This is a genomic window from Pantoea sp. 1B4 (genome assembly GCF_016925765.1).
In the GTDB taxonomy this organism is placed as follows: domain Bacteria; phylum Pseudomonadota; class Gammaproteobacteria; order Enterobacterales; family Enterobacteriaceae; genus Pantoea; species Pantoea agglomerans.
Genome location: NZ_JAEUWZ010000001.1, coordinates 662613 through 686629 on the forward strand (window position 1 = coordinate 662613; position 24017 = coordinate 686629).

Sequence of the window (24017 nt, forward strand, 5' to 3'; positions counted from 1 at the left end):
CGTGGCGCGTTCGTCTCTGGTATTGATCAACGGCAAAAATCGCAGTGACTTTAATCAATTCGCTGATTTATTCATCGGGATGCAGGGCCGCACAGAGTTGCTGCGCGGCCAGCAGCAGTCGCGGGCCTGGCCGGCTAAGCCAGTCCTCGTTGATGGCAATCACCGGTACATCCAGCTGCGGTCGCCAGAACACCCGGATGTTTTCCGCCTGCTGCGCACTGCCACCCGTCACAACGGCCTGAGGATGGCGCATCAGCACCTGCTCACGGCTGACCTGCGGCCAGCTGACGCGGCTGTCAGCAAAGATGTTCCTGCCGCCACATAACGTAATAATTTCATTCTGCAGCGTGGCTCTGGCGGCGGTAAACAGGGGCTGCTGACCAAATTGCAAAAAAAGCGGAACCGCAGTCAGATGAGCATAGCGCTGACGCAGCGCGGCTTCCTGCTGACGTAACTGGCGGGCAGCGCGAGTTGCCTGCTCCGGTCTGGGGCTCCAGTGGCCCAGATCGGCCAGCGCCGTGAACATCTCATCCAGCGTCAGCGGATCAATCCATTTAACCGGCACGCCGAGCTGCTGTAGCTGGTCAATCTGCCGCTGCGGATTACCGCCTCGCCAGGCTAACACCAGATCCGGCTTAAGCTGCAGAATACGTTCAGCCTTGATGCCCTGCCAGTTTGCGACCTGCTCAATCTGTTTCGCCTGCGGCGGATAGTCGGACCAGGCGCTGACCGCAATCGGGGTAATCCCGGCAGCAAAGGCGAGTTCGGTAAGGTGAGGGGAGAGGGTAATCACGCGTGGCGGTGAAGCCAGTAGGCTGCCGCTCAGCAGCAGCAGCCAGCAGAGGAGTAGCGTTTTAGCCACGCGCCAGATGCGCCAGCAGGTTCTCCACCATCAGCGAAGATTGCTTCGCCGCAACGCTTAAGAACTCATCAAAGCTGAGGTGAGATTGCTTATCGGCCACGTCGGAAATGGCGCGGACTACTACAAAAGGCACCTGGAATTGATGACAGACATGGCCGATAGCGGTGGCTTCCATCTCAACGGCAATCGCCTGTGGGAACAGATTACGAATGCGCGCCAGCGGTTCGGCACCATTGATAAAGGCATCACCGCTGACCACCAGACCGCGTACGGCATTCAGATCCAGCTGCTGAATACAGGCTTCTGCAGCGGCGATAAGCTTGCTGTCTGCCACAAACGCCGCCGGACAACCCGCCATCTGACCCGGCTCATAACCAAAAGCGGTGACGTCAGCATCGTGATAACGCACTTCTTCTGACACCACGATATCACCGACGCTGAGCGACGGCGCTAAACCGCCAGCCGAACCGGTGTTGATCACCACATCCGGCTTGCAGAGCTGCAGCAGCAGCGTGGTACCCAGCGCGGCAGAGGTTTTACCAATGCCCGATTTCAGCAGAGCCACCTCAACGCCCTGCAGGGTGCCGGTATAAATTTCACAACCCGCCAGCGACAGCGTTTGACGGTTTTCAATTTTGTCGCGCAGCAGTGTGACTTCCTGCTCCATCGCGCCAATAATGCCTGCTTTCATAGTGAGTTCCGCTAATGTAAAGAATCAAAATTTAGGGCATAGTCTACCATGGCATTCAGGGGATTAATTCACGAAAAAATAAGGGGTAATCCATGTCAGCGATCAATTTCAGGAAGAAGATCAGCTTCTCGCGCCCTTATAACAGCCGCAAGGAACCGGAAGGCGAATATTACATTACGCGCCATTTTGAGAGCGATCGCGGACGGATTATAAACTCCGCCGCAATCCGGCGTTTGCAGCAAAAAACGCAGGTGTTTCCGCTGGAGCGTAACGCTGCCGTTCGTTCCCGCCTGACGCATTCGCTGGAGGTGCAGCAGACCGGGCGTTACATCACCAAAGAGATCCTGCAAACCCTGAAGATGCAGGGCGGGCTGGCGCAGTATGGTCTTGATGAGCTGGAAGGCGCGTTTGAAAGTCTGATAGAGATGGCCTGTCTGATGCATGATGTCGGTAATCCGCCTTTTGGCCATTTTGGCGAGGCGGCGATTAACGACTGGTTTGAAGAGAACCTCTCTGCCGAGCTGGTGGATCCGCTGGTGGCCGGCGTGGAAGGAGAAGCACAGCGTAAAGCCTTTGATCAACTCAACGCCATGATCCGCCAGGATCTCTGCCACTTTGAAGGCAATGCGCAGGCGATCCGGATGGTGCATACGCTGCTGCAACTGAATCTCAGTTATTCTCAGGTCGCCTGCATCCTGAAATATACCGCGCCTGCCTGGTGGCAGGGGGAAAAGCCCGCCGAATTTAGCGTACTCATGAAGAAGCCTGGGTTTTATCTCTCTGAGCAGGATTATATTGCCGACCTGCGTGCTGCCACCAATATGGAAGAACACCACCGTTTTCCGCTGACTTATATAATGGAAGCTGCGGATGATATCTCCTATTGTATTGCCGATTTGGACGACGCTGTAGAAAAAGATATCTTTAATGTTGAAAGTTTGTATGAGTTCCTCAATAAAGCCTGGGGGCCGGTTAAAAATAATGACGCTTTCAGCCGGACTATTGGCGAAGCCTGGCGTGAAGCCTGCAGTAAAAAACGCCGAAGCCGCAGCGATCAATTTTTTATGTCACTCCGCGTAAATGTTCAGAGCGTACTGGTAAGCTATGCGGTGAAACGTTTTGTTGATAATCTTCCGGCTATATTCGATGGAAGTTTTAACCATGCGCTACTGGAAGATGAGGGTGAAGAGGGCCGCTTACTGCAATTGTTTAAAACCGTTGCGCGCCAGCAGGTCTTTAATCATTCTGAAGTAGAGCAGCTGGAGTTGCAGGGTTACCGGGTGATTAAAGGGCTGCTGGAGATCTATCAGCCGCTGATGCGCCTTAATTACGAAGCCTTTACCACGCTGATAAATGAAGATTTCCTGCGTCAGCATCCGATCGAAACCCGGCTTTTTCATAAGCTCTCGGGTAAACACCGTAAAGCCTATTTGCATAAGATGCGTAATCTGGTTGTAGAACATAAATATCAGCGTCTGTTGTGGGAACGTTATTATCGCTTCCGGCTCATTCAGGATTATATCAGTGGTATGACCGATCTCTATGCCTGGGATGAGTACCGGCGACTGATGGCGGTAGAATAAGCCGCCAATTGTAAAGAGCGCGAATAAATTTTTACTTTTGCCTTAAACTTTTAAAGGAACTTCGCGCTAAAACATTTATCTCACCTTTCGACCACAGCAATGGTCTGAACAGTAATCTTATTGAGAAACGAAAAATGAAAAAAAAGACCTTAATGTTAAGTGCGCTGGCGTTGAGCCTGAGCATGGCGCTCGCCCCTGTTACTGTTTCTGCTGCGCAAACGGCCTCTTCCGATAGCCTGCAACAGCCAAGTCTGGCACCGATGCTGGAGAAGGTGATGCCGTCTGTGGTCAGTATCAGCGTCGAGGGGACCACCACGGTGAAAACCCCGCGTATGCCGCAGCAATTTCAGCAATTCTTTGGCGACAATTCGCCATTCTGCCAGGATGGTTCCCCGTTCCAGGGTTCACCGATGTGCCAGAACGGCGACGGTGCAGGCGGTAACGGCGGCGCGCCAGTGCCTGATACACAGCAGGAAAAATTCCGTGCTCTGGGATCGGGTGTCATCATTAACGCTGACAAAGGCTATGTGGTAACTAATAACCACGTCGTGAATAATGCCACCAAAATTCAGGTACAGCTCAGCGACGGTCGTCGCTATGACGCCAAAGTCATCGGTAAAGATCCCAGCTCTGACATTGCCCTGATTCAGCTGCAGGAAGCCAAAAATCTTACCGCAGTCAAAATCGCTGACTCTGACAACCTGCGCGTCGGCGATTATACCGTGGCGATCGGCAACCCTTATGGTCTGGGTGAAACGGTCACCTCAGGTATCGTCTCCGCGCTGGGACGCAGTGGCCTGAACGTGGAAAACTACGAAAACTTTATCCAGACAGATGCGGCCATTAACCGGGGCAACTCCGGTGGTGCGCTGGTTAACCTCAACGGTGAACTGATTGGGATTAACACCGCCATTCTGGCGCCCGATGGCGGCAACATCGGTATCGGCTTTGCTATCCCCAGCAACATGGTGAAAAACCTGACGGCACAGATGGTCGAGTTTGGTCAGGTGAAACGCGGCGAGCTGGGCGTGCAGGGGACTGAGCTGAACTCCGAGCTGGCAAAAGCGATGAAGGTCGACGCACAACGTGGTGCCTTTGTCAGCCAGGTGCTGCCAGACTCTGCGGCTGCCAAAGCCGGTATCAAAGCGGGTGATGTCATTGTCTCGATGAACGGTAAACCGCTGAGCAGCTTTGCTTCGCTGCGTGCGGAAGTGGGCTCACTGCCGGTTGGCACCACCCTGAAACTGGGGCTGCTGCGTGACGGCAAACCGGTCGATGTCTCTGTTAAGTTGCAGCAGAGCAGCCAGTCAAAAGTGCAGTCCGCGACCATCTACACTGGCATTGAAGGCGCCGATCTCAGCAATATCGAAGCGGGTACCAAAGGTGTCCGGGTTGATAACGTGAAACCGGGCAGTGCTGCGGCGCGTATCGGCCTGAAAAAGGGCGATGTGATCCAGGGCGTTAACCAGCAGGTAGTGACCAACCTGGGTGAGCTGCGCAAAGTTCTCGACAGCAAGCCGTCCGTTCTGGCGCTGAATGTAAAACGCGGCGACAGCAGTATCTATCTGCTGATGCAGTAAGAGAACAGCAACGGATGAAGAGGCGGACTGCGGTCCGCCTTTTTTTATGTCCACTTTCTGCCTCATCAGAGTGTGATGCTCGCCGCAAATTCGGCAAATGACGGCCTGGCTCTGTGCAATTGCACAATGTTCTGCGTGCTGTGCATGCGTATTCTGTTTCTCCCCCTCTTTTTCAGGAGTAATGGATGGCTACCTATCACCTTGATGCCCGGCTGGCACAGGATATCGTGGCGCGCACCATGAAAATTATTGACAGCAATGTCAACGTGATGGATGCGCGGGGCCGGATTATCGGCAGCGGTGACCGGGAACGTATTGGGGAGTTGCACGAAGGTGCACTGCTGGTGCTCTCTCAGGGGCGCGTTGTCGACATCGATGAGGCCGTGGCTAAACATCTTCATGGTGTGCGGCCTGGCATTAACCTGCCGCTGCGCATCGATGGTGACATCGTCGGGGTGATCGGCCTGACCGGTGAGCCGCTGGCGCTGCGGCATTATGGCGAGCTGGTCTGCATGACCGCGGAGATGATGCTGGAGCAGGCCCGGCTGCTGCATATGCTGGCGCAGGACAGCCGTCTGCGTGAAGAGCTGGTACTGAACCTGATCCGCAGCGATACCCTGTCGCCACAGCTGACCGAATGGGCGCAGCGGCTCGGGATCGATCTCAATCAGCCGCGTGTGGTCGCCGTGGTGGAAGTGGATAGTGGTCAGCTCGGGGTAGACAGCGCGATGTCAGAGTTACAGCAGCTGCAAACGCTGCTGACCACGCCGGAGCGGGACAATCTGATCGCGATTGTGTCACTGACCGAAATGGTGGTGCTGAAACCGGCCCTTAATGGGCATGGGCGTCACGATCAGGAAGATCATCGCCGCCGCGTAGAGCAGCTACTACAGCGGATGAAAGAGAGCGGTCATCTTCGGATGCGTATCGCGCTGGGCAACTTCTTTACCGGACCCGGCAGCATCGCACGCTCTTACCGGACGGCGCGCACCACGATGATGGTGGGCAAGCAACGTATGCCCGAGGTGCGCAGCTATTTTTATCAGGATCTGGTGCTGCCCGTGCTGCTCGACAGCCTGCGGGGTGGCTGGCAGGCCAATGAGCTCGCCCGACCACTGGCGAAGCTCAAGAGCATGGATAACAACGGCTTGCTGCGCCGCACGCTGATCGCCTGGTTTACCCATAACGTCCAGCCGAGCGCCACCGCGCGTGCGCTGTTCATTCATCGTAATACGCTGGAATACCGGCTGAACCGGATTTCTGAACTGACCGGACTGAATCTTGGCCATTTTGATGACAGGCTGTTGCTCTATGTTGCTTTGCAACTGGATGAGCAGGGCTGAAGTGCAGATTTGCGGCATAAAAAAAGGCCAGCAATGCTGGCCTCTCTGGTCGGGCAGGAAATTAACGACCGTTACGGGTTAATTTTTCCAGATCCGATTCAATTTCAGTGATCTTGTGAGAAACCACGCTTTCCAGGTGACGCAGGTCATCCAGAATTTTGCGTTTCAGATCGACTTCAACCTGATCGCGCTGGCAAATCTGGTCCAGTTCATCGATGACATAACGCAGATTCGGGCTTATTTCCTGAACTTCTTTGTAGCCCTGGGTCGCGTGATCGGCAACAACCGTTTTGCGCTGGCGCGGATATTTGAATTTGACGCTCTTCGCGAAAAACTCACCTTTATCTTTGCGGAAGTAGATTTTCAGAATGTCGTTATTGGCTTCCTGACGCAGGCTATAGCGGTCAATGTCGTCCGGGTTACTGATACCTAAGCTTTTCAGATTGTCATACATAGCGTTGTTTCCATCAAAAGTGAGAAGCGCGCAGACTTGTTCATGACGTCCGTCAACTGTAGACATAAATAAGCGGGATGAACATTGCGCGACAGGATTTAACTGGCGCGGATTATGACCTGAATAAAAACTAAACGCACCAGTTAATTCGCGACGCGAAGCATGTTATTTGGGAATCACTGTAAAGAAAAGATGACGGGCTGGAAACCAGCCCGTCACTTAAATCAGTCGATGGTGCGCAGCAGTTCGTTGATGCCGGTTTTGCCCAGCGTTTTCGCATCCACTTTCTTCACGATTACGGCACAGTAGAGGCTGTAGCTACCATCTTTAGAGGGCAGGTTACCTGAGACCACTACGGAACCCGCAGGAACACGGCCGTAATGCACTTCACCGGTCTCGCGGTCATAGATTTTGGTGCTCTGACCGATGTAAACGCCCATTGAGATCACGGAACCTTCTTCAACAATCACGCCTTCAACGATTTCAGAGCGCGCGCCAATGAAACAGTTATCTTCGATGATGGTCGGGTTCGCCTGCAGCGGCTCCAGCACGCCACCGATACCCACGCCGCCAGAAAGGTGAACGTTTTTACCAATCTGTGCACAGGAGCCAACGGTTGCCCAGGTGTCCACCATGGTGCCTTCATCCACAAAGGCGCCAATGTTGACGTAAGAAGGCATCAGCACCGTGTTGCGGGCGATATAGGCACCCTGACGCACAGCCGCAGGCGGCACGACGCGGAAACCGGCTTCTTTGAAACGCGCTTCATCCCAGCCTGCAAACTTCATCGGCACTTTGTCGTAAAAGCGGGTTTCTGCACCTTCCATCACCTGATTGTCATTGATGCGGAAAGAGAGCAGTACGGCTTTCTTCAGCCACTGATGCGTTACCCACTCGCCGTCGATCTTCTCAGAAACGCGCAGTGCACCGCTGTCCAGCAGGGCGATCACCTGGTTGATGGCATCACGGGTTTCGCTGTCGACGCTGGCGGGTGTGATGTCAGCGCGACGTTCGAAGGCGGATTCAATAACGCTCTGTAACTGTTGCATATTTTTTTCCTGATCTGTCATGTGCGATGCCGGGCAATACCCCGACACAAGTAAAGAGATTAATGTTTACAAATCGAGTCTGGTCACACTTTATCGTTTGGATTAAGGGCCTCTGTCAACCGTTGTCGCAACGCTTTTCGCATTTCTTCGTCCAGTGCCTGACGTTCACTGTTGGCCAGAATAAACAAATCTTCGACCCGCTCGCCGATGGTGCTGATGCGTGCGCCATGCAGTGAGACTCCGAGATCGGCAAAGACTTCACCGACCCGCGCCAGCAGGCCTGGCTGATCCAGCGCCACCAGTTCCAGATAGCTGCGACGATCGGTATGCGTCGGCAGGAAATTGACCTCGGTATCGACGCTGAAATGCCTGAGTTTGGCCGACGGACGGCGGGTACGCGGGGGGCGCCCACTCTGACTGGGTTATTGCCTGCTCCAGCGCCTGAATGATCATCGGATGGCGATCCGGAGAGAGCGGGCTGCCATCCGGCTCCAGCACAATAAAGGTATCCATCGCCATGCCGTCGCGGCTGGTAAAGATTTGCGCATCGTGCACGCTGAGATTACGGCGATCGAGTTCACCCGCAACGGCGGCAAACAGGTGCGGGCGATCGGGACTCCAGATAAAGATTTCGGTCCCGCCGCGCGTGGCCTGCGGACTGACCAGCACCAGCGGTTTTTTCAGGTCGTGAACCAGCAGGTGACGGGCATGCCAGGCGATCTGATTCGGCGTATGGCGCAGGAAGTAGTCAGCGCGGCAGCGATTCCAGATCTGGTGCAGACGCTCTTCATCGATGTTGTCCATCCGCAGCAGCGCCAGCGCCTGCAGGCGATGATGACGCACCCGCTCACGCAGATCCGGACTGTTTTCCATGCCGCGTCGCAACTGCTTCTCGGTGGCGAAAAAGAGCTCACGTAACAGGCTCTGCTTCCAGCTGTTCCACAGACTTTCATTGGTGGCGCAGATATCGGCTACGGTCAGGCAAACCAGATAGCGCAGCCGGTTCTCATTCTGCATCACCTCGGCGAACTGCTGTATCACCGTCGGGTCCTGAATATCGCGCCGCTGTGCTGTCACCGACATCAGCAGATGATGACGCACCAGCCAGGCCACCAGCTGGGTTTCACGTGAGTTGAGGCCGTGCATTTCAGCAAAATCGAGCGCATCCTGCGCGCCGAGAATAGAGTGATCGCCGCCGCGCCCTTTGGCAATGTCATGCAGCAGCGCGGCCATCAGCAACAGCTCCTGCTGCGGCAGGCGCGGCCATAACTCGACGCACAGTGGATGCTGCGGGCGGGTGCTTTCATTGGCAAAACTTTCCAGCTTCTGCAACACCCGAATGGTGTGCTCATCTACGGTGTAGGCGTGAAACAGATCGAACTGCATCTGTCCGACGATATGGCCCCACAGCGGCGTATAAGCCCACAGCACGCTGTAGCGATGCATCGGCACCAGCGCCCGGCTGACCGCGCCGGGATGGCGCAGAATCGACATAAAGGTGCGGCGCGCTTCCGGGATCTGACACAACGGCTGTTTAAGATGACGACGCGCATGGCGCAGGTGACGCAGGGTGGTGGAGTAGATCCCTTTGATGCTGTCATTACGCACCATCACGTAGAACATGCGCAGGATTGCCTGCGGCTCTCGCCGGAACAGCGTTTCGTCGCGCAGGTCGATCAAATCGCCACGCAGCTGGAAATCGTCATCAATAGGCCTGGGCTTTTCGCTGGTGGAGAGCGCCAGAATCGCCTCATCAAACAGCTGCAGCAGCATCTGATTCAGTTCGCCGATACGCCGCGTGACCCGATAGAAATCTTTCATCATCCGCTCGACCGGCTCATTGCCCTCGCCCTGGTAATTCAGGCGTTGTGCCACGCTGAGCTGGCGATCGAACAGCAGGCGATTATCGTAGCGGGGCAGGGAGAGGTGCAGGGCAAAGCGGATGCGCCAGAGAAATGCCTGACATTCGTTGAGTTCGCTGCGCTCCGCGTCGGTGAGGAAACCAAAGCCGACCATCTCATCCAGCGTGGTGGCGCCAAAATGGCGTCGGGCGACCCACTGCAGCGTATGAATGTCCCGCAGGCCACCGGGGCTGCTTTTAATGTCCGGTTCAAGGTTATAGCTGGTGCCGTGATAACGCTTGTGGCGCTCCTGCTGCTCTTCAATTTTGGCGGCGAAAAAGCAGGATGAGGGCCAGAAACCATCGCTGAAGATGTTTTTCTGTAATTCCAGAAACAGCGCCACATCGCCGGTCAGCATGCGTGACTCAATCAGATTGGTGGCAACGGTCAGGTCAGATAACCCCTCCAGCAGGCACTCTTCCAGCGTGCGGACGCTGTGACCCACTTCCAGCTTAAGGTCCCACATCAGCGTTAACAGATCGCTGGTGCGCTGCGCAGCCTGTTCATTCAGCGGCTGGCGGCTCAGGATCAGGACGTCAATATCAGAGAGTGGATGCAGCTCGGCACGGCCATAGCCGCCAACGGCGACCAGCGCGATAGCCGGCATCTCATCAAAGCCAAAAAAGCGCCACAGGCGACGCAGCAGACGATCGATAAACAGCGTGCGGGCATCAATCAGCGGCTCAACGGGTTCACCGGCATCAAACGCGGCGGCCAGGTGTTGCTGAAACTGCTCCAGCCGCGGCTTCAGAATGTCACGCGTCAGCTGGTCGTCACCCCATTCGGCTGGCGAATCGACCAGACCGTTTTTCACATCTTCTGACAGACTCACGCTCATGCAGCTCTTCTCTTTTTTTAGCCAAAAAAAAGCCGGCTCAGCGCCGGCTTGATCTGTAATGGGGGGAATTACCCTTCGGCGACGAGCACAGCGGGCAGCGTGTCGTCTTTGCGCAGGGTTAAAATCTCACAGCCGTTCTCCGTCACCACAATAGTATGCTCATACTGCGCGGACAAGCTGCGATCTTTGGTTTTTACCGTCCAGCCATCTTTCATGGTGCGGATGCGGTAATCCCCGGCGTTGACCATCGGTTCTACCGTAAAGGTCATACCTGCCTGGAGTACCACGCCGCCATCATCGGCATCGTAATGCAGCACCTGAGGCTCTTCATGGAAACCCTTGCCGATACCGTGGCCGCAATATTCGCGCACCACAGAGAAGTCGTTGGCTTCAACATATTTCTGGATGGCGCGGCCCAGTTCGCGCAGGCGGATGCCGGGCTTGATCAGACGCAGTGAGAGATAGAGGCTCTCCTGCGTGACACGGCACAAGCGTTCGCCCTGAATGGTCGGCTTACCGACGATAAACATCTTTGAGGTATCGCCGTGGTATTCATCTTTAATTACGGTGACATCGATATTCACTACATCACCATCTTTTAACGGACGATCATCGCTGGGGATCCCGTGGCACACCACTTCATTCACCGAGATGCAGACCGACTTCGGAAAGCCGTGATAGCCGAGGCAGGCGGAGACGGCCTGTTGCTTTTGAGTAATGTGATCGTGGCAGATGCGGTCCAGTTCACCGGTGGTCACACCCGGTTTTACGTAAGGCTCGATCATCTCCAGCACTTCGGCGGCCAGTCGGCCCGCGACGCGCATTTTTTCGATTTCTTCAGGGGTTTTAATTGAAATTGCCATTAAATTAATCCGCAGTTGTCGAAATTTTCGACAATAATAAGTTCTGTGCTGTCATGTTAGCAGCCAGCAAATGGGCTGCCAAATAGAGAACGCGCTGACCTCCGTCAGCGATCATTTATTGGCGTCCCTGGGCTGGTTGTGGTATAAAGCGCGCCGACGATTCTCTGTATGGCCGTTTCGGTCAGCAGGAAACGCATAACTCTCATTATGTGTAATAAAACACACATGTATCGACACATACGCCGGGGTGCCTTGAAAGAGGTCGGTCGTATGGGATACATGGAGGCCCAACCCCAATCAAACTTTAGAGGTTTTATCATGGCAACTGTTTCCATGCGCGACATGCTCCAGGCTGGTGTTCACTTCGGTCACCAGACCCGTTACTGGAACCCAAAAATGAAGCCATTCATCTTTGGTGCTCGTAACAAGGTTCACATCATCAACCTGGAAAAAACTGTACCTATGTTCAACGAAGCTCTGGCTGAACTGAACAAGATCTCTTCCCGTAAAGGTAAGATCCTGATCGTAGGTACTAAGCGTGCTGCTGCTCAGGCGGTAAAAGAGTCTGCACTGAGCTGCGACCAGTTCTTCGTAAACCACCGCTGGTTGGGTGGCATGCTGACTAACTGGAAAACCGTGCGTCAGTCAATCAAGCGTCTGAAAGATCTGGAGATTCAGTCTCAGGATGGTACTTTCGACAAACTGACCAAAAAAAGAAGCGCTGATGCGTGCGCGTGAGCTGGCCAAGCTGGAAAACAGCCTGGGCGGTATCAAAGATATGGGCGGTCTGCCAGACGCGCTGTTTGTTGTCGATGCTGACCACGAACACATCGCAATCAAAGAAGCAAACAACCTGGGTATCCCGGTATTTGCTATCGTTGATACCAACTCAGATCCAGATGGCGTTGATTTCGTTATCCCAGGTAACGACGATGCAATCCGTGCTGTAAACCTGTACCTGACTGCCGTTGCGACCACCGTTCGCGAAGGCCGCTCTCAGGACCTGGCTGAGCAAGCTGAAGAAGCGTCTTTAGAAAACGCTTAATAAGGTTTGCTCTGCATAAGAGCCCTTAGCATTCAGATGTGATCTGTAAGGGGCCTATACTGGCCCCTTTATTTTATCTAAGTCTGTTACGCCCCCAACCGGACGGCGGGACAGAGTAAATTTTCCGCAAATAAGTGTCTGCTGGTGCAAACGTACACAGGCACGAACCGAGGATTCTGGAATGGCTGACATTACCGCTGCATTGGTAAAAGAACTGCGTGAGCGTACTGGCGCTGGCATGATGGATTGCAAAAAAGCGCTGACTGAAGCGAATGGCGACATTGAGCTGGCGATTGAGAACATGCGTAAGTCTGGCGCAATCAAAGCAGCGAAAAAAGCAGGCAACGTTGCTGCTGATGGCGTAATCAAAACCAAGATCGTTGGCGACTACGGCGTGATTCTGGAAGTAAACTGCCAGACTGACTTCGTTGCAAAAGATGGCGGTTTCCAGGCGTTCGCAGACAAAGTTCTGGATGTGGCTGCAGCTGATCGCGTTACCGACGTTGAAGTTCTGAAAGCGCAGTTCGAAGAAGAGCGCGTTGCACTGGTTGCTAAAATCGGTGAGAACATCAACATCCGTCGCGTTGCTATCCTGGAAGGCGCAGAGCTGGGCAGCTACTTGCACGGCGCACGTATCGGCGTTCTGGTTTCAACCAAAGGCGCTAACGAAGATCTGATCAAACAGATCGCGATGCACGTTGCGGCAAGCAAGCCTGAATTCGTTAAGCCAGAAGACGTTTCTGCTGACGTGGTTGATAAAGAGTACCAGGTTCAGCTGGACATCGCGATGCAGTCTGGCAAGCCAAAAGAGATCGCAGAGAAGATGGTTGAAGGCCGTATGAAGAAATTCACCGGCGAAGTCTCTCTGACTGGTCAGGCTTTCGTTATCGACCCAAGCAAAACCGTTGGCCAGGCTCTGAAAGAGCAGGGCGCTGACGTTATCAACTTCATCCGCTTCGAAGTTGGTGAAGGCATCGAGAAAGTTGAGTCTGACTTCGCTGCAGAAGTTGCAGCAATGTCCAAACAGTCTTAATGCTTTGAAAGAACCGCCAGATGGCGGTTCTTTTTTTGTCTGTAAATCGCAACAGATACGTTTTCAGTTTCATCCCAATAGCAATTTCATTGCGGTAAGCGGATGATCGATCAGAATTTACTTCTCCTTTACACCCAATCTTCCAGGAAGAACTGACCATGGCGACCAACGCAAAACCTGTTTATCAACGTATCCTGCTTAAACTCAGCGGCGAAGCCCTGCAAGGCGCTGAAGGTTTTGGTATCGACGCGAGTGTGCTTGACCGCATGGCACAAGAGGTAAAAGAGCTGGTTGAACTGGGCATCCAGGTTGGCGTGGTGATTGGCGGAGGGAACCTGTTCCGTGGAGCGAGCCTGCAGCAGGCCGGCATGAACCGCGTTGTGGGTGACCACATGGGTATGCTGGCAACCGTGATGAACGGCCTGGCGATGCGTGATGCACTGCACCGCGCCTATGTGAATGCACGCCTGATGTCAGCGATTCCACTGAATGGCGTCTGTGACAACTACAGCTGGGCCGAAGCAATCAGCCTGCTGCGTAACAACCGCGTGGTGATCTTCTCCGCCGGTACCGGTAACCCGTTCTTCACCACTGACTCTGCAGCGTGCCTGCGCGGCATTGAGATTGAAGCGGACGTCGTGCTGAAAGCGACCAAAGTAGACGGCGTCTACTCTGCGGATCCGGTGAAAAGCCCGGACGCAACGCTGTATGAGCAACTGACCTATGCTGAAGTGCTGGATCAGGAGCTGAAAGTGATGGATCTTGCGGCCTTTACCCTGGCGCGTGACCACAAATTACCTATCCGTGTTTTCAACATGAATAAGCCTGGCGCACTGCGTCGCGTAGTGATGGGTGAAAAAGAAGGCACCCTGATTACGCATTAATACCCGAGGCGAGATAAAATAAGGTATATTCTGTCAGCGCGATGATAATGCATCGCGCACCAGTCAGGATTATCGATGATTATCGATCCCGCTTCCGGTTACGCCGGAACTGGCCAGGTCAAACCGAATCCAAGGGTTTCAACGTGATTAACGACATCAAAAAAAGATGCTGACACGCGCATGGAAAAATGCGTTGAAGCATTCAAAACCACCATCAGCAAAGTGCGCACCGGTCGTGCTTCACCTTCGCTGCTCGACGGCATTGTCGTCGAATATTACGGCACGCCGACGCCACTGCGTCAGCTGGCTTCTGTCACTGTGGAAGATTCACGCACGCTGAAAATCAACGTGTTTGATCGTTCACTGAGTCCGGCAGTCGAAAAAGCGATCATGAAGTCCGATCTCGGTCTGAACCCAAGTTCAGCCGGTACCGACATCCGTGTTCCGCTGCCTGCGCTGACAGAAGAGCGTCGTAAAGATCTGATTAAAATCGTGCGCGGCGAAGCCGAGCAGGGCCGTGTGTCGGTACGTAACGTCCGTCGCGATGCCAACGATAAAATCAAAGCGCTGCTGAAAGATAAAGAGATCAGCGAAGACGACGAACGTCGTGCGCAGGATGAAGTGCAAAAAATGACCGATGCGTACATCAAGAAAGTTGATGCTGCACTGTCAGAAAAAGAGACGGAGCTGATGGATTTCTAATCCCATCACTGCCGGACAAAACGCCGTACAGAGAGGTATTCGTATGAATGCGACATCTGGCGGCGTTTTACATTGTGCCTGTGGGCACGCTGACTTCACACGGATAGCTTCATGAAGCGATTAACTCTGCTGGGATCCACCGGCTCAATCGGCACCAGTACGCTGGCGGTGGTGCGCGCCAACCCGGCGCTTTATCAGATTACGGCGCTGGTTGCCGGCCATAACGTGGCGCTGATGGCCGAGCAGTGTGCGGCCTTTACACCGCGCTACGCCTGCATGGCAGACGAGGCATCCGCCGCTGCGTTGCGTGAGCGACTGAGAGCAATCAGGGTCAATACTGAAGTGCTCTCCGGCGTTCAGGCAGCCTGTGAGCTGGCCGCGCTGGATGAGGTGGATCAGGTGATGGCGGCGATCGTTGGCGCATCGGGTTTGCTGCCGACGCTGGCGGCCATTCGCGCCGGAAAAACGGTGCTGCTGGCCAACAAAGAATCGCTTGTCACCTGCGGCCGTTTGTTTATGGAGGCCGTGCGTCATCATAACGCACAGTTACTACCGGTCGACAGCGAGCATAACGCCATTTTTCAGAGTTTACCGGCTACCATCCAGCATCAGTTAGGTTACGCTGACCTGCGGGATAATGGCATTGAGTCGATTATCCTTACGGGATCGGGTGGTCCTTTTCGTGACACAGATTTAGCGGATCTCAGCGCCATGTCGCCAGATCAGGCCTGTGCACATCCGAACTGGTCGATGGGGAGAAAAATCTCTGTCGATTCGGCCACCATGATGAATAAAGGTCTTGAGTACATTGAAGCCCGTTGGTTGTTTAATGCCAGCGCAGCGCAGATGGAAGTGATACTCCACCCACAGTCGGTGATTCACTCCATGGTGCGATACTGCGATGGCAGCGTGCTGGCTCAATTAGGTTCTCCTGATATGCGTACGCCGATTGCCCATAGCATGGCCTGGCCTTCGCGCATCAATGCAGGCGTGACGCCGCTGGATTTTACCCGCATGTCGGCGCTCTCCTTTGCAGAACCTGATTTTAGCCGCTACCCCTGTCTGAAACTGGCCATTGATGCCTGTGATGCAGGGCAGGCGGCGACCACCACGCTGAATGCAGCCAACGAGGTTGCCGTCGCGGCTTTCCTGAATCACCAGATCCGCTTTACCGACATTGCCGCGCTTAATAGTGAGGTGATGGCGGCACAAGTGTGTCCGGAGCCGGATTCGGTGGACGCTGTCCTTGAAATCGATCGCACTGCGCGCGCGCTGGCGACAGAAATGTTGCCGCGTTTCACGTCGTGATGCCGATCGTTATGAGGCCATTTGTTCGCTTCAGGTGAAAATGATATAGTCGCTGGCTCGCGTTTCACGGTCTGTCACCGAATTCGGTGTGGCCCGGCACTGAGAGTGTGTCGGGATTTGAATCGGGCGCAATGTATTCAGAAACCACAGCATTTCTGATGAAAGGAATTGGTTAAGCGTTATGTCGTCTAACAATCACAACAACACTGATGACCAGCAGGGAAACGGTCCGCGCCACGTCGCTATCATCATGGATGGCAATGGCCGCTGGGCCAAAAATCAGGGAAAATTGCGCATTTCAGGCCACAAAGCTGGCGTTAAATCGGTACGCCGTGCCGTCAGCTTTGCGGTCAGTAACAATCTTGAAGCCCTGACGCTTTACGCCTTCAGCAGTGAAAACTGGAGTCGTCCGCCGCAGGAAGTCACCGCGTTAATGGAACTCTTTGTCTGGGCGCTTGATAGTGAAGTGAAGAGCCTGCACAAACACAATGTTCGCTTACGCGTCATTGGCGATACCAGCCGTTTCAGCCCGCGTATTCAGGAACGTATTCGCCGTTCTGAGACGCTGACCGCAAATAATAGTGGCCTGACGCTCAACATTGCTGCCAACTATGGCGGCCGTTGGGATATTATCGAAGGCGTGAAAAAACTGGCTGAACAGGTTCAGGAAGGATTACTGCGACCTGACCAGATTACCGAAGAGAGCCTGACGTCGCAGCTCTGTATGCAGGAGCTGGCGCCAGTGGATTTAGTGATAAGGACCGGGGGAGAGCATCGGATTAGCAACTTCCTGCTGTGGCAGATTGCCTATGCTGAATTCTATTTTACCGATGTGCTCTGGCCGGATTTCGATGAACACGTTTTTGAAGGTGCACTGAATGCATTCTCTCTGCGGGAGCGTCGTTTTGGCGGCGCTGCACCAGGCGGCGCCTGAGCAATCTGGGGGGTAACCTTTGCTGAAGTCTCGTCTGATTACCGCGTTGATATTAATTCCGCTGGTAATAGCTGCACTGTTCTGGTTACCGCCTGTTGGCTTCGCCCTGACAACCATCGTTATCTGCATGCTGGCAGCCTGGGAATGGGGTCAGTTTGCAGGGATGGCATCACGGCAACAGCGCGTCTGGCTGGCTGTACTTTGTGGTCTGCTGCTGGCGCTGATGCAGTTTACGCTGCCACCTTATCAACACACGGTGCATCTGCCACAGATCGCGACATCTCTTTGGGCGTCGCTGGTGTGGTGGGTCGTTGCACTGCTGCTGGTGCTCTCCTATCCCGCTTCTGCGGCCTTCTGGCGCCATTCGCGTCCCCTTCGCTTACTGTTTGGCGTGTTAACGCTGGTCCCTTTTTTCTGGGGCATGGTGGCGCTGCGCCAGTATCACTATGACACCGACCACTTCGCCGGTGCCTGGTGGTTGCTGTTTGTGTTGCTGCTGGTATGGGGAGCGGATTCAGGTGCTTATATGTTTGGCAAGATGTTCGGCAAGCACAAGCTGGCGCCAAAGGTCTCACCAGGCAAAACCTGGGAAGGCTTCCTGGGCGGTCTGGTCACCTCGGCGCTGATTGCAGTGCTGTTTGCGACGCTGGCGCCACTGACGGTTTCCACCGGTACGCTGGTGATTTGCGCGATTATCGCGACGCTGGCCTCTGTGCTGGGCGACCTCACTGAGAGCATGTTTAAACGTGAAGCGGGCATCAAAGACAGTGGTAATCTGATTCCTGGTCACGGCGGCATTCTTGATCGTATTGATAGTCTGACTGCGGCGGTGCCGGTGTTTGCCTGTTTATTGCTGCTGGTGTTTCGCACCCTTTAAGGACAGGCAAAGATGTTGAGCATACTCTGGAGTTTCGTCGCCTTTATCGTTGCGCTGGGCGTATTAATTACCGTTCATGAGTTTGGCCATTTCTGGGTCGCTCGTCGCTGTGGCGTCAAAGTTGAGCGCTTTTCCATTGGTTTTGGTAAGTCGCTCTGGCAGCGCCGTGATCGCCACGGCACCGAATTTGTCATCGCGCTGATTCCCCTTGGCGGCTACGTTAAAATGCTCGACGAGCGTGTTGAAAGCGTGCCAGCCGAATTTCGTCATCAGGCTTTTAACAACAAAGCCGTCTGGCAACGCGCCTCCATCATTGCGGCAGGTCCTGTCGCTAATTTCATCTTTGCCATCTTTGCCTACTGGGTTGTGTTTATTCACGGCGTGCCCGGCGTGCGCCCGGTAATCGGTGAAATTTTAAACGGTTCGGTGGCTGCGGAAGCTCAAATTACGCCCGGCATGGAACTTAAGGCTGTTGACGGTATCGAAACGCCTGACTGGGATGCTGTGCGTATGGCGCTGGTGGGTAAAATCGGCGACAGCAGCACCACCTTAACGGTGGCTCGATTTGGCGAGGACGCGACCCAGCAGAAACAGCTGGATTTGCGTAACTGGCAGTTTGAGCCTGATAAGCAGGATCCGGTCGTCGCGTTAGGGATTCAGCCACGCGGTCCGCAGATTGATACCACGCTGGCAGAAGTGCAGGCGAACTCGCCAGCCAGTGAAGCCGGTTTGCAAGCAGGCGACAGGATCGTTAAAGTCGATGGTCAGCCATTATCACAGTGGCAGACTTTTGTCATGCAGGTCCGGGATAACCCCGGCAAAAGCATGGCGCTTGAGGTGGATCGCGGCGGTGAGTCTATTGCGCTGACGATGACGCCAGAAGCGAAATCTGGCAGTAAAGCGGGATTTGCGGGTGTCATTCCGCGCATTGTTCCTCTGCCAGAAGAGTACAAGACGGTAAGACAGTATGGCGCGTTTGCGGCTATCGGTGAGGCTAGTGTAAAAACCTGGCAACTGATGAAGCTCACCGTCTCCATGCTGGGCAAGTTAATAACCGGTGATGTGAAGCTGAACAACCTGAGCGGGCCAATTTCGATTGCGCAGGGTGCAGGGTTGTCAGCAGAGTATGGGTTGATTTACTACCTGATGTTCCTGGCGTTGATTAGCGTCAACCTGGGCATCATCAACCTGTTCCCTCTGCCGGTTTTAGATGGTGGGCACTTGCTCTTCCTGGCGATCGAAAAGATCAAGGGTGGACCGGTGTCCGAGCGAGTTCAGGACTTTAGTTATCGCATCGGTTCAATTTTACTGGTGCTGTTAATGGGGCTTGCACTTTTCAATGATTTCTCACGTTTGTAACCGCTGGAACGCGAACATTCGAGGGATGTGTTAGGAAAACGCATAACAACGATGGCGATGAAAAAGTTGCTCATAGCGTCGCTGCTGTTTAGCAGCGCCACCGTTTACGGTGCAGACGATTTCGTAGTGAAGGATATTCATTTCGAAGGGCTGCAGCGAGTCGCCGTCGGCGCGGCTCTGCTGAGCATGCCAGTACGGGTTGGCGATACGGTGAATGACGATGATGTCAGAAATACCATTCGCTCGCTGTTCGCTACTGGCAACTTTGAGGATGTTCAGGTCCTGCGAGACGGTACAACGCTGATTGTCCAGGTCAAAGAACGTCCTACCATTGCCAGCATTACCTTCACCGGTAACAAAGCGGTGAAAGAGGATCAGCTCAAACAAAATCTGGAAGCCTCAGGTGTCCGTGTCGGCGAAGCGCTGGACCGTACCACCATCTCCTCTATCGAGAAGGGACTTGAGGATTTCTACTACAGCGTAGGTAAATATACCGCCAACGTGAAAGCCGTGGTCACGCCACTGCCGCGTAACCGTGTGGATCTGAAGCTGGTCTTTACTGAAGGTGTCTCTGCAAAAATTCAGCAGATCAACATCGTCGGTAATAAAGCCTTTAGCTCCGATGAGCTGATTTCCCGCTTCCAACTGCGCGATGAAGTGCCATGGTGGAACGTGGTCGGCGATCGTAAATATCAGAAGCAGAAACTGGCGGGTGACCTTGAAACCCTGCGCAGCTTCTATCTGGATCGTGGCTACGCACGCTTTAACATCGATTCAACGCAGGTCAGTCTGACGCCTGATAAAAAAAGGCATCTACATCACGGTGAACATCACCGAAGGTGACCAGTACAAAATCGCTGGCGTGATCGTCAATGGCAGCATGGCGGGCCATTCAGCAGAAATTGAACATCTGACCAAGATTCCGGCAGGCGAGCTTTATAACGGCGCCAAAGTCACGAAAATGGAAGATGACATCAAGAAACTGCTGGGCCGCTACGGCTATGCCTATCCGCGCGTGGCAACACAGCCAGAAATCAACGACGCCGACAAAACCGTAAAACTGCATATCAATGTGGATGCGGGTAACCGTTATTATGTCCGTAACGTCCGTTTCGAAGGCAATGACACGTCGAAAGACTCCGTGTTACGTCGCGAAATGCGTCAGATGGAAGGCGCGTGGCTGGGCAGCGATCTGGTTGAACAGGGTAAAGAGCGCCTGAACCGTACCGGTTACTTTGAAACCGTTGATGTGGATACTCAGCGTGTGCCAGGTTCGCCGGACCAGGTTGACGTGGTCTACAAGGTTAAAGAACGTAACACCGGTACCTTTAACTTCGGCGTCGGCTACGGCACCGAAAGTGGTGTGAGCTTCCAGGTCGGCGTCACGCAGGATAACTGGCTGGGCACCGGTAATACCGTGGGCATCAGCGGGACCAAGAACGATTACCAGACCTATGCTGAATTCTCGCTGACTGACCCTTACTTCACCGTTGATGGTGTCAGTCTGGGTGGTCGTCTATTCTACAACGACTTTAAAGCAGATAACGCGGACCTTTCTGACTATACCAACAAAAGTTATGGTCTGGATGGCACGCTTGGCTTCCCGGTTAACGAAAACAACACCCTGCGTGTCGGTCTGGGCTATGTCCACAATGACCTGTCAAACATGCAGCCTCAGGTGGCGATGTGGCGTTATCTTGACTCGGTCGGCAAGCCGCAGCAGCTCAATGATGAAGGTGATTTCTCAGCAGATGACTTCACCTTTAACTACGGCTGGACTTATAACACCCTGGACCGCGGCTTCTTCCCGACGTCCGGTAACCGTACCAACCTGAACGGTAAGGTGACGATTCCGGGCTCGGATAACAGCTTCTATAAGGCCACGCTGGATACTCAGCAGTATGTGCCGATTAACCAGGATCGTACCTGGGTGCTGTTAGGCCGTGGTCGCGTAGGTTATGGCGATGGTCTCGACGGCAAAGAGATGCCGTTCTACGAGAACTTCTACGCCGGTGGTTCAAGCACCGTGCGCGGCTTCCAGTCCAACACCATTGGACCGAAAGCAGCCTACTTAAATAACAACTCGTCGAACTGCCGAATCGCCGATCCAAATGGCGTCTGTAAGTCTGACGATGCGGTGGGCGGTAACGCCATGGCGATTGCCAGCCTTGAGCTGATTACGCCAACGCCGTTCCTGAGCGAGAAGTATGCTAACTCGGTTCGTACCTCGGTGTTTGTCGATGCCGGTACAGCGTGGGATACCCATTGGGAAAATACCGCGGAAACGCGTGCGGCGGGCATTCCTGACTACAGCGATCCAAACAATATCCGTGTATCCAGCGGTGTTGCGCTGCAGTGGATGTCACCGCTCGGCCCGCTGGTGTTCTCTTACGCCCAGCCGATGAAGAAAGTCGATGGAGACAAGTCAGAGCAGTTCCAGTTTAACATTGGTAAAACCTGGTAATGTTCTGAGCATGGATGCATAGCTGAAGTATTGCTGCCGGACAGCACCTGTTGCTGTTCCGGGGCAAACACTGTGTCGCTGACACAAACGTTGATGGTAAGGAGTTTATAGTGAAAAAGTTGTTGTGTGCCGCAGGTCTGGGTCTTGCTTTAGCGGTCTCCGCTGGTGTTCAGGCTGCCGACAAAATTGCAGTGGTAAACGTGTCCAGCATTTTCCAACAGTTACCGCAACGTGCGACTGTTGCTAAACAGCTGGAAAACGAGTTCAAAGGCCGTGCAACTGAGTTGCAGAGCCAGGAGCGCGATCTGCAAACCAAAATGCAGCGTCTGCAGCGTGACGGTTCTACCATGAAGGCGAGCGAACGCAGCCGTATGGAAAAAGATGTCATGTCTCAGCGTGAAGCTTTCTCTACAAAAGCCCAGTCTTTTGAGCAGGATAATCGCCGTCGTCAGATGGAAGAGCGTAACAAGCTGCTGAGCCGTATTCAGGATGCCGTGAAGAAAGTCGCTGACAGCGATGGTTACGACGTCGTGATCGACGCTAACGCGGTGGCTTATGCGTCAAACGCAAAAGACATCACTGCTGACGTGCTGAAACAGGTTAAATAATTCATGTCATCTATTCGACTGGCTGATTTAGCCCAGCAGTTGGATGCAGAATTGCACGGAGATGGCGATATCGTCATCTCCGGCATTGCTTCTATGCAATCCGCCACAACTGGCCAAATCACTTTTCTTGCAAACAGCCGTTACCGCGAGCAACTCGCCCTGATTAAGGCCTCAGCCGTGGTGCTGACGGAAGCGGATCTGGAGTGGTGCAATACCGCAGCGCTGGTGGTGAAAGATCCCTACCTGACCTATGCGCGTATGGCACAAATACTTGATACCACGCCACAGCCAGCGCAAAATATTGCCCCCAGTGCAGTGATCGATCCCTCAGCCCGACTCGGGAGCAACGTCGCCATTGGCGCCAATGCGGTGATCGAAGCGGATGTTGAGCTGGGCGATAACGTGGTCATTGGTGCAGGATGTTTTGTTGGCAAAAAAACCCGTATCGGCAGCGGTACCCGTCTCTGGGCCAACGTCTCTGTTTATCACGAAATTGAAATCGGTCAGGATTGCCTGATTCAGTCAGGTACCGTCATCGGTTCTGATGGTTTCGGCTATGCCAACGATCGTGGTAACTGGGTGAAAATCCCGCAGTTAGGCGCGGTGATAATCGGCGATCGCGTAGAAATAGGTGCCTGCACCACTATCGATCGCGGTGCGCTGGATAACACTCTGATCGGCAATGGTGTTATCATAGACAACCAGTGCCAGATCGCTCACAACGTAGTTATTGGCGACAATACTGCGGTTGCAGGCGGTGTGATCATGGCGGGTAGTTTGAAAATTGGGCGTTACTGTATGATTGGCGGTGCCAGCGTCATTAACGGCCATATGGAAATCTGTGACAAAGTAACGGTGACCGGTATGGGTATGGTCATGCGTCCTATCACAGAGCCTGGTGTCTATTCATCAGGCATTCCGCTGCAACCCAACAAAACCTGGCGCAAAACTGCAGCGCTGGTGATGAACATCGATGACATGAGCAAACGCTTAAAAGCCATCGAGCGCAAGGTCGGCAAAGACGACTAACCGCCATCCCAAAACTGACCGGCTTTCATAATAAAAATGTTAAGCAGGGAAGCCCGGCGCCACAGAACCTATTTGCGGCCTGCGGAAGATCATTTTGATCTGTGCAGGCCGTGTTATTGATGTCATCAGATTTTTAGGACAGGAAGAGTATTTTGACTACTGAAACTCATACTCTGAAAATTGAAGAGATTTTAGAGCTGCTGCCGCACCGCTATCCGTTTCTGCTGGTAGACCGCGTGCTGGAATTTGAAGAGCACAAATACCTGCGTGCAGTGAAGAACGTTTCTGTTAATGAACCGTTTTTCCAGGGGCACTTCCCTGGTAAACCGATTTTTCCTGGCGTTCTGATCCTGGAAGCGATGGCGCAGGCTACCGGTATTCTGGCGTTTAAAAGCGTAGGTAAACTGGAGCCAGGCGAACTCTACTACTTTGCCGGTATCGACAGTGCCCGTTTCAAGCGCCCTGTGGTACCAGGCGACCAAATGATCATGGAAGTCACTTTCGAGAAAACCCGCCGTGGTCTGACCCGCTTTAAAGGCGTGGCGACTGTCGACGGTAAAATCGTTTGTGAAGCGACCATGATGTGTGCCCGCAGCCGGGAGGCATAATT

The 24017-nt window shown here is 53.9% G+C and carries 18 protein-coding genes and 3 pseudogenes; 15 read left to right on the forward strand and 6 right to left on the reverse strand.

Annotated features, from left to right (window positions below; genetic code table 11):
• Window positions 1-67: 67 nt before the first annotated feature.
• Entirely contained in the window at window positions 68-862 is a 795-nt protein-coding gene (gene btuF, locus JNO11_RS03020; RefSeq protein ID WP_010671857.1) for a vitamin B12 ABC transporter substrate-binding protein BtuF, read from the reverse strand.
• Complete coding sequence (gene mtnN, locus JNO11_RS03025) at window positions 855-1553, reverse strand: 5'-methylthioadenosine/S-adenosylhomocysteine nucleosidase (protein WP_010254075.1); 699 nt, start codon at window positions 1551-1553, stop codon at window positions 855-857. The genes btuF and mtnN overlap by 8 nt, the downstream gene beginning before the upstream one ends.
• 92 nt (window positions 1554-1645) lie before the next feature.
• Between mtnN and dgt the strand changes: the two genes are divergently transcribed.
• The 3 genes from dgt to JNO11_RS03040 all read left to right on the forward strand — a co-directional run bounded on the left by dgt (window position 1646) and on the right by JNO11_RS03040 (window position 6059).
• Window positions 1646-3136, forward strand: a complete 1491-nt coding sequence (gene dgt, locus JNO11_RS03030; RefSeq protein WP_010254077.1) for a dGTPase — start codon at window positions 1646-1648, stop codon at window positions 3134-3136.
• A gap of 134 nt (window positions 3137-3270) precedes the next feature.
• Complete coding sequence (gene degP, locus JNO11_RS03035) at window positions 3271-4716, forward strand: serine endoprotease DegP (protein ID WP_010671858.1); 1446 nt, start codon at window positions 3271-3273, stop codon at window positions 4714-4716.
• Between the two features lie 185 nt (window positions 4717-4901).
• On the forward strand, window positions 4902-6059 hold the full coding sequence (locus JNO11_RS03040; RefSeq protein WP_010254083.1) for a CdaR family transcriptional regulator: 1158 nt from the start codon (window positions 4902-4904) through the stop codon (window positions 6057-6059).
• 61 nt (window positions 6060-6120) lie between these two features.
• Here JNO11_RS03040 and JNO11_RS03045 read toward each other — a convergent pair whose 3' ends face one another.
• From JNO11_RS03045 to map, 4 genes and pseudogenes are all read right to left on the reverse strand, one after another.
• A complete protein-coding gene (locus JNO11_RS03045; RefSeq protein WP_010254085.1) occupies window positions 6121-6513 on the reverse strand; it encodes a DUF3461 family protein in 393 nt (130 codons plus the stop codon).
• A 224-nt stretch (window positions 6514-6737) separates the two neighbouring features.
• Complete coding sequence (gene dapD, locus JNO11_RS03050) at window positions 6738-7562, reverse strand: 2,3,4,5-tetrahydropyridine-2,6-dicarboxylate N-succinyltransferase (protein ID WP_010671859.1); 825 nt, start codon at window positions 7560-7562, stop codon at window positions 6738-6740.
• 83 nt (window positions 7563-7645) lie between these two features.
• Window positions 7646-10301 (reverse strand): annotated as a pseudogene (glnD, locus tag JNO11_RS03055) (bifunctional uridylyltransferase/uridylyl-removing protein GlnD).
• Window positions 10302-10369: 68 nt separating this feature from the next.
• Window positions 10370-11164: a type I methionyl aminopeptidase gene (gene map / locus JNO11_RS03060; RefSeq protein WP_010254092.1), complete on the reverse strand. Its 795-nt coding sequence runs from the start codon at window positions 11162-11164 to the stop codon at window positions 10370-10372.
• Between the two features lie 318 nt (window positions 11165-11482).
• Here map and rpsB point away from each other — a divergent pair.
• The 12 genes and pseudogenes from rpsB to fabZ all read left to right on the forward strand — a co-directional run bounded on the left by rpsB (window position 11483) and on the right by fabZ (window position 24015).
• Window positions 11483-12209, forward strand: a pseudogene (rpsB, locus tag JNO11_RS03065) (30S ribosomal protein S2).
• Between the two features lie 181 nt (window positions 12210-12390).
• Window positions 12391-13242, forward strand: a complete 852-nt coding sequence (gene tsf / locus JNO11_RS03070; RefSeq protein ID WP_010254097.1) for a translation elongation factor Ts — start codon at window positions 12391-12393, stop codon at window positions 13240-13242.
• 158 nt (window positions 13243-13400) lie between these two features.
• Entirely contained in the window at window positions 13401-14126 is a 726-nt protein-coding gene (gene pyrH, locus JNO11_RS03075; protein WP_010254099.1) for a UMP kinase, read from the forward strand.
• A 180-nt stretch (window positions 14127-14306) separates the two neighbouring features.
• On the forward strand, window positions 14307-14828 hold the full coding sequence (gene frr, locus JNO11_RS03080; protein ID WP_213004198.1) for a ribosome recycling factor: 522 nt from the start codon (window positions 14307-14309) through the stop codon (window positions 14826-14828).
• A gap of 111 nt (window positions 14829-14939) precedes the next feature.
• Window positions 14940-16136, forward strand: a complete 1197-nt coding sequence (ispC, locus tag JNO11_RS03085) for a 1-deoxy-D-xylulose-5-phosphate reductoisomerase (protein WP_022625453.1) — start codon at window positions 14940-14942, stop codon at window positions 16134-16136.
• 181 nt (window positions 16137-16317) lie between these two features.
• On the forward strand, window positions 16318-17070 hold the full coding sequence (gene ispU, locus JNO11_RS03090; protein ID WP_010254107.1) for a (2E,6E)-farnesyl-diphosphate-specific ditrans,polycis-undecaprenyl-diphosphate synthase: 753 nt from the start codon (window positions 16318-16320) through the stop codon (window positions 17068-17070).
• 19 nt (window positions 17071-17089) lie between these two features.
• Window positions 17090-17947, forward strand: a complete 858-nt coding sequence (gene cdsA, locus JNO11_RS03095; RefSeq protein ID WP_010254111.1) for a phosphatidate cytidylyltransferase — start codon at window positions 17090-17092, stop codon at window positions 17945-17947.
• A gap of 12 nt (window positions 17948-17959) precedes the next feature.
• Window positions 17960-19306: a sigma E protease regulator RseP gene (gene rseP / locus JNO11_RS03100; protein WP_325176916.1), complete on the forward strand. Its 1347-nt coding sequence runs from the start codon at window positions 17960-17962 to the stop codon at window positions 19304-19306.
• A 51-nt stretch (window positions 19307-19357) separates the two neighbouring features.
• A pseudogene (gene bamA / locus JNO11_RS03105) lies at window positions 19358-21770 on the forward strand (outer membrane protein assembly factor BamA).
• A 110-nt stretch (window positions 21771-21880) separates the two neighbouring features.
• Window positions 21881-22378 carry a molecular chaperone Skp gene (skp, locus tag JNO11_RS03110; RefSeq protein ID WP_010254125.1) on the forward strand — a complete coding sequence of 166 codons (498 nt, stop codon included), beginning with the start codon at window positions 21881-21883 and terminating at the stop codon, window positions 22376-22378.
• A gap of 3 nt (window positions 22379-22381) precedes the next feature.
• Window positions 22382-23407, forward strand: coding sequence for a UDP-3-O-(3-hydroxymyristoyl)glucosamine N-acyltransferase (gene lpxD / locus JNO11_RS03115; protein WP_010254128.1), 1026 nt, complete (start codon window positions 22382-22384; stop codon window positions 23405-23407).
• Between the two features lie 152 nt (window positions 23408-23559).
• Window positions 23560-24015 carry a 3-hydroxyacyl-ACP dehydratase FabZ gene (gene fabZ / locus JNO11_RS03120; RefSeq protein WP_003852639.1) on the forward strand — a complete coding sequence of 152 codons (456 nt, stop codon included), beginning with the start codon at window positions 23560-23562 and terminating at the stop codon, window positions 24013-24015.
• Window positions 24016-24017 lie beyond the last annotated feature (2 nt).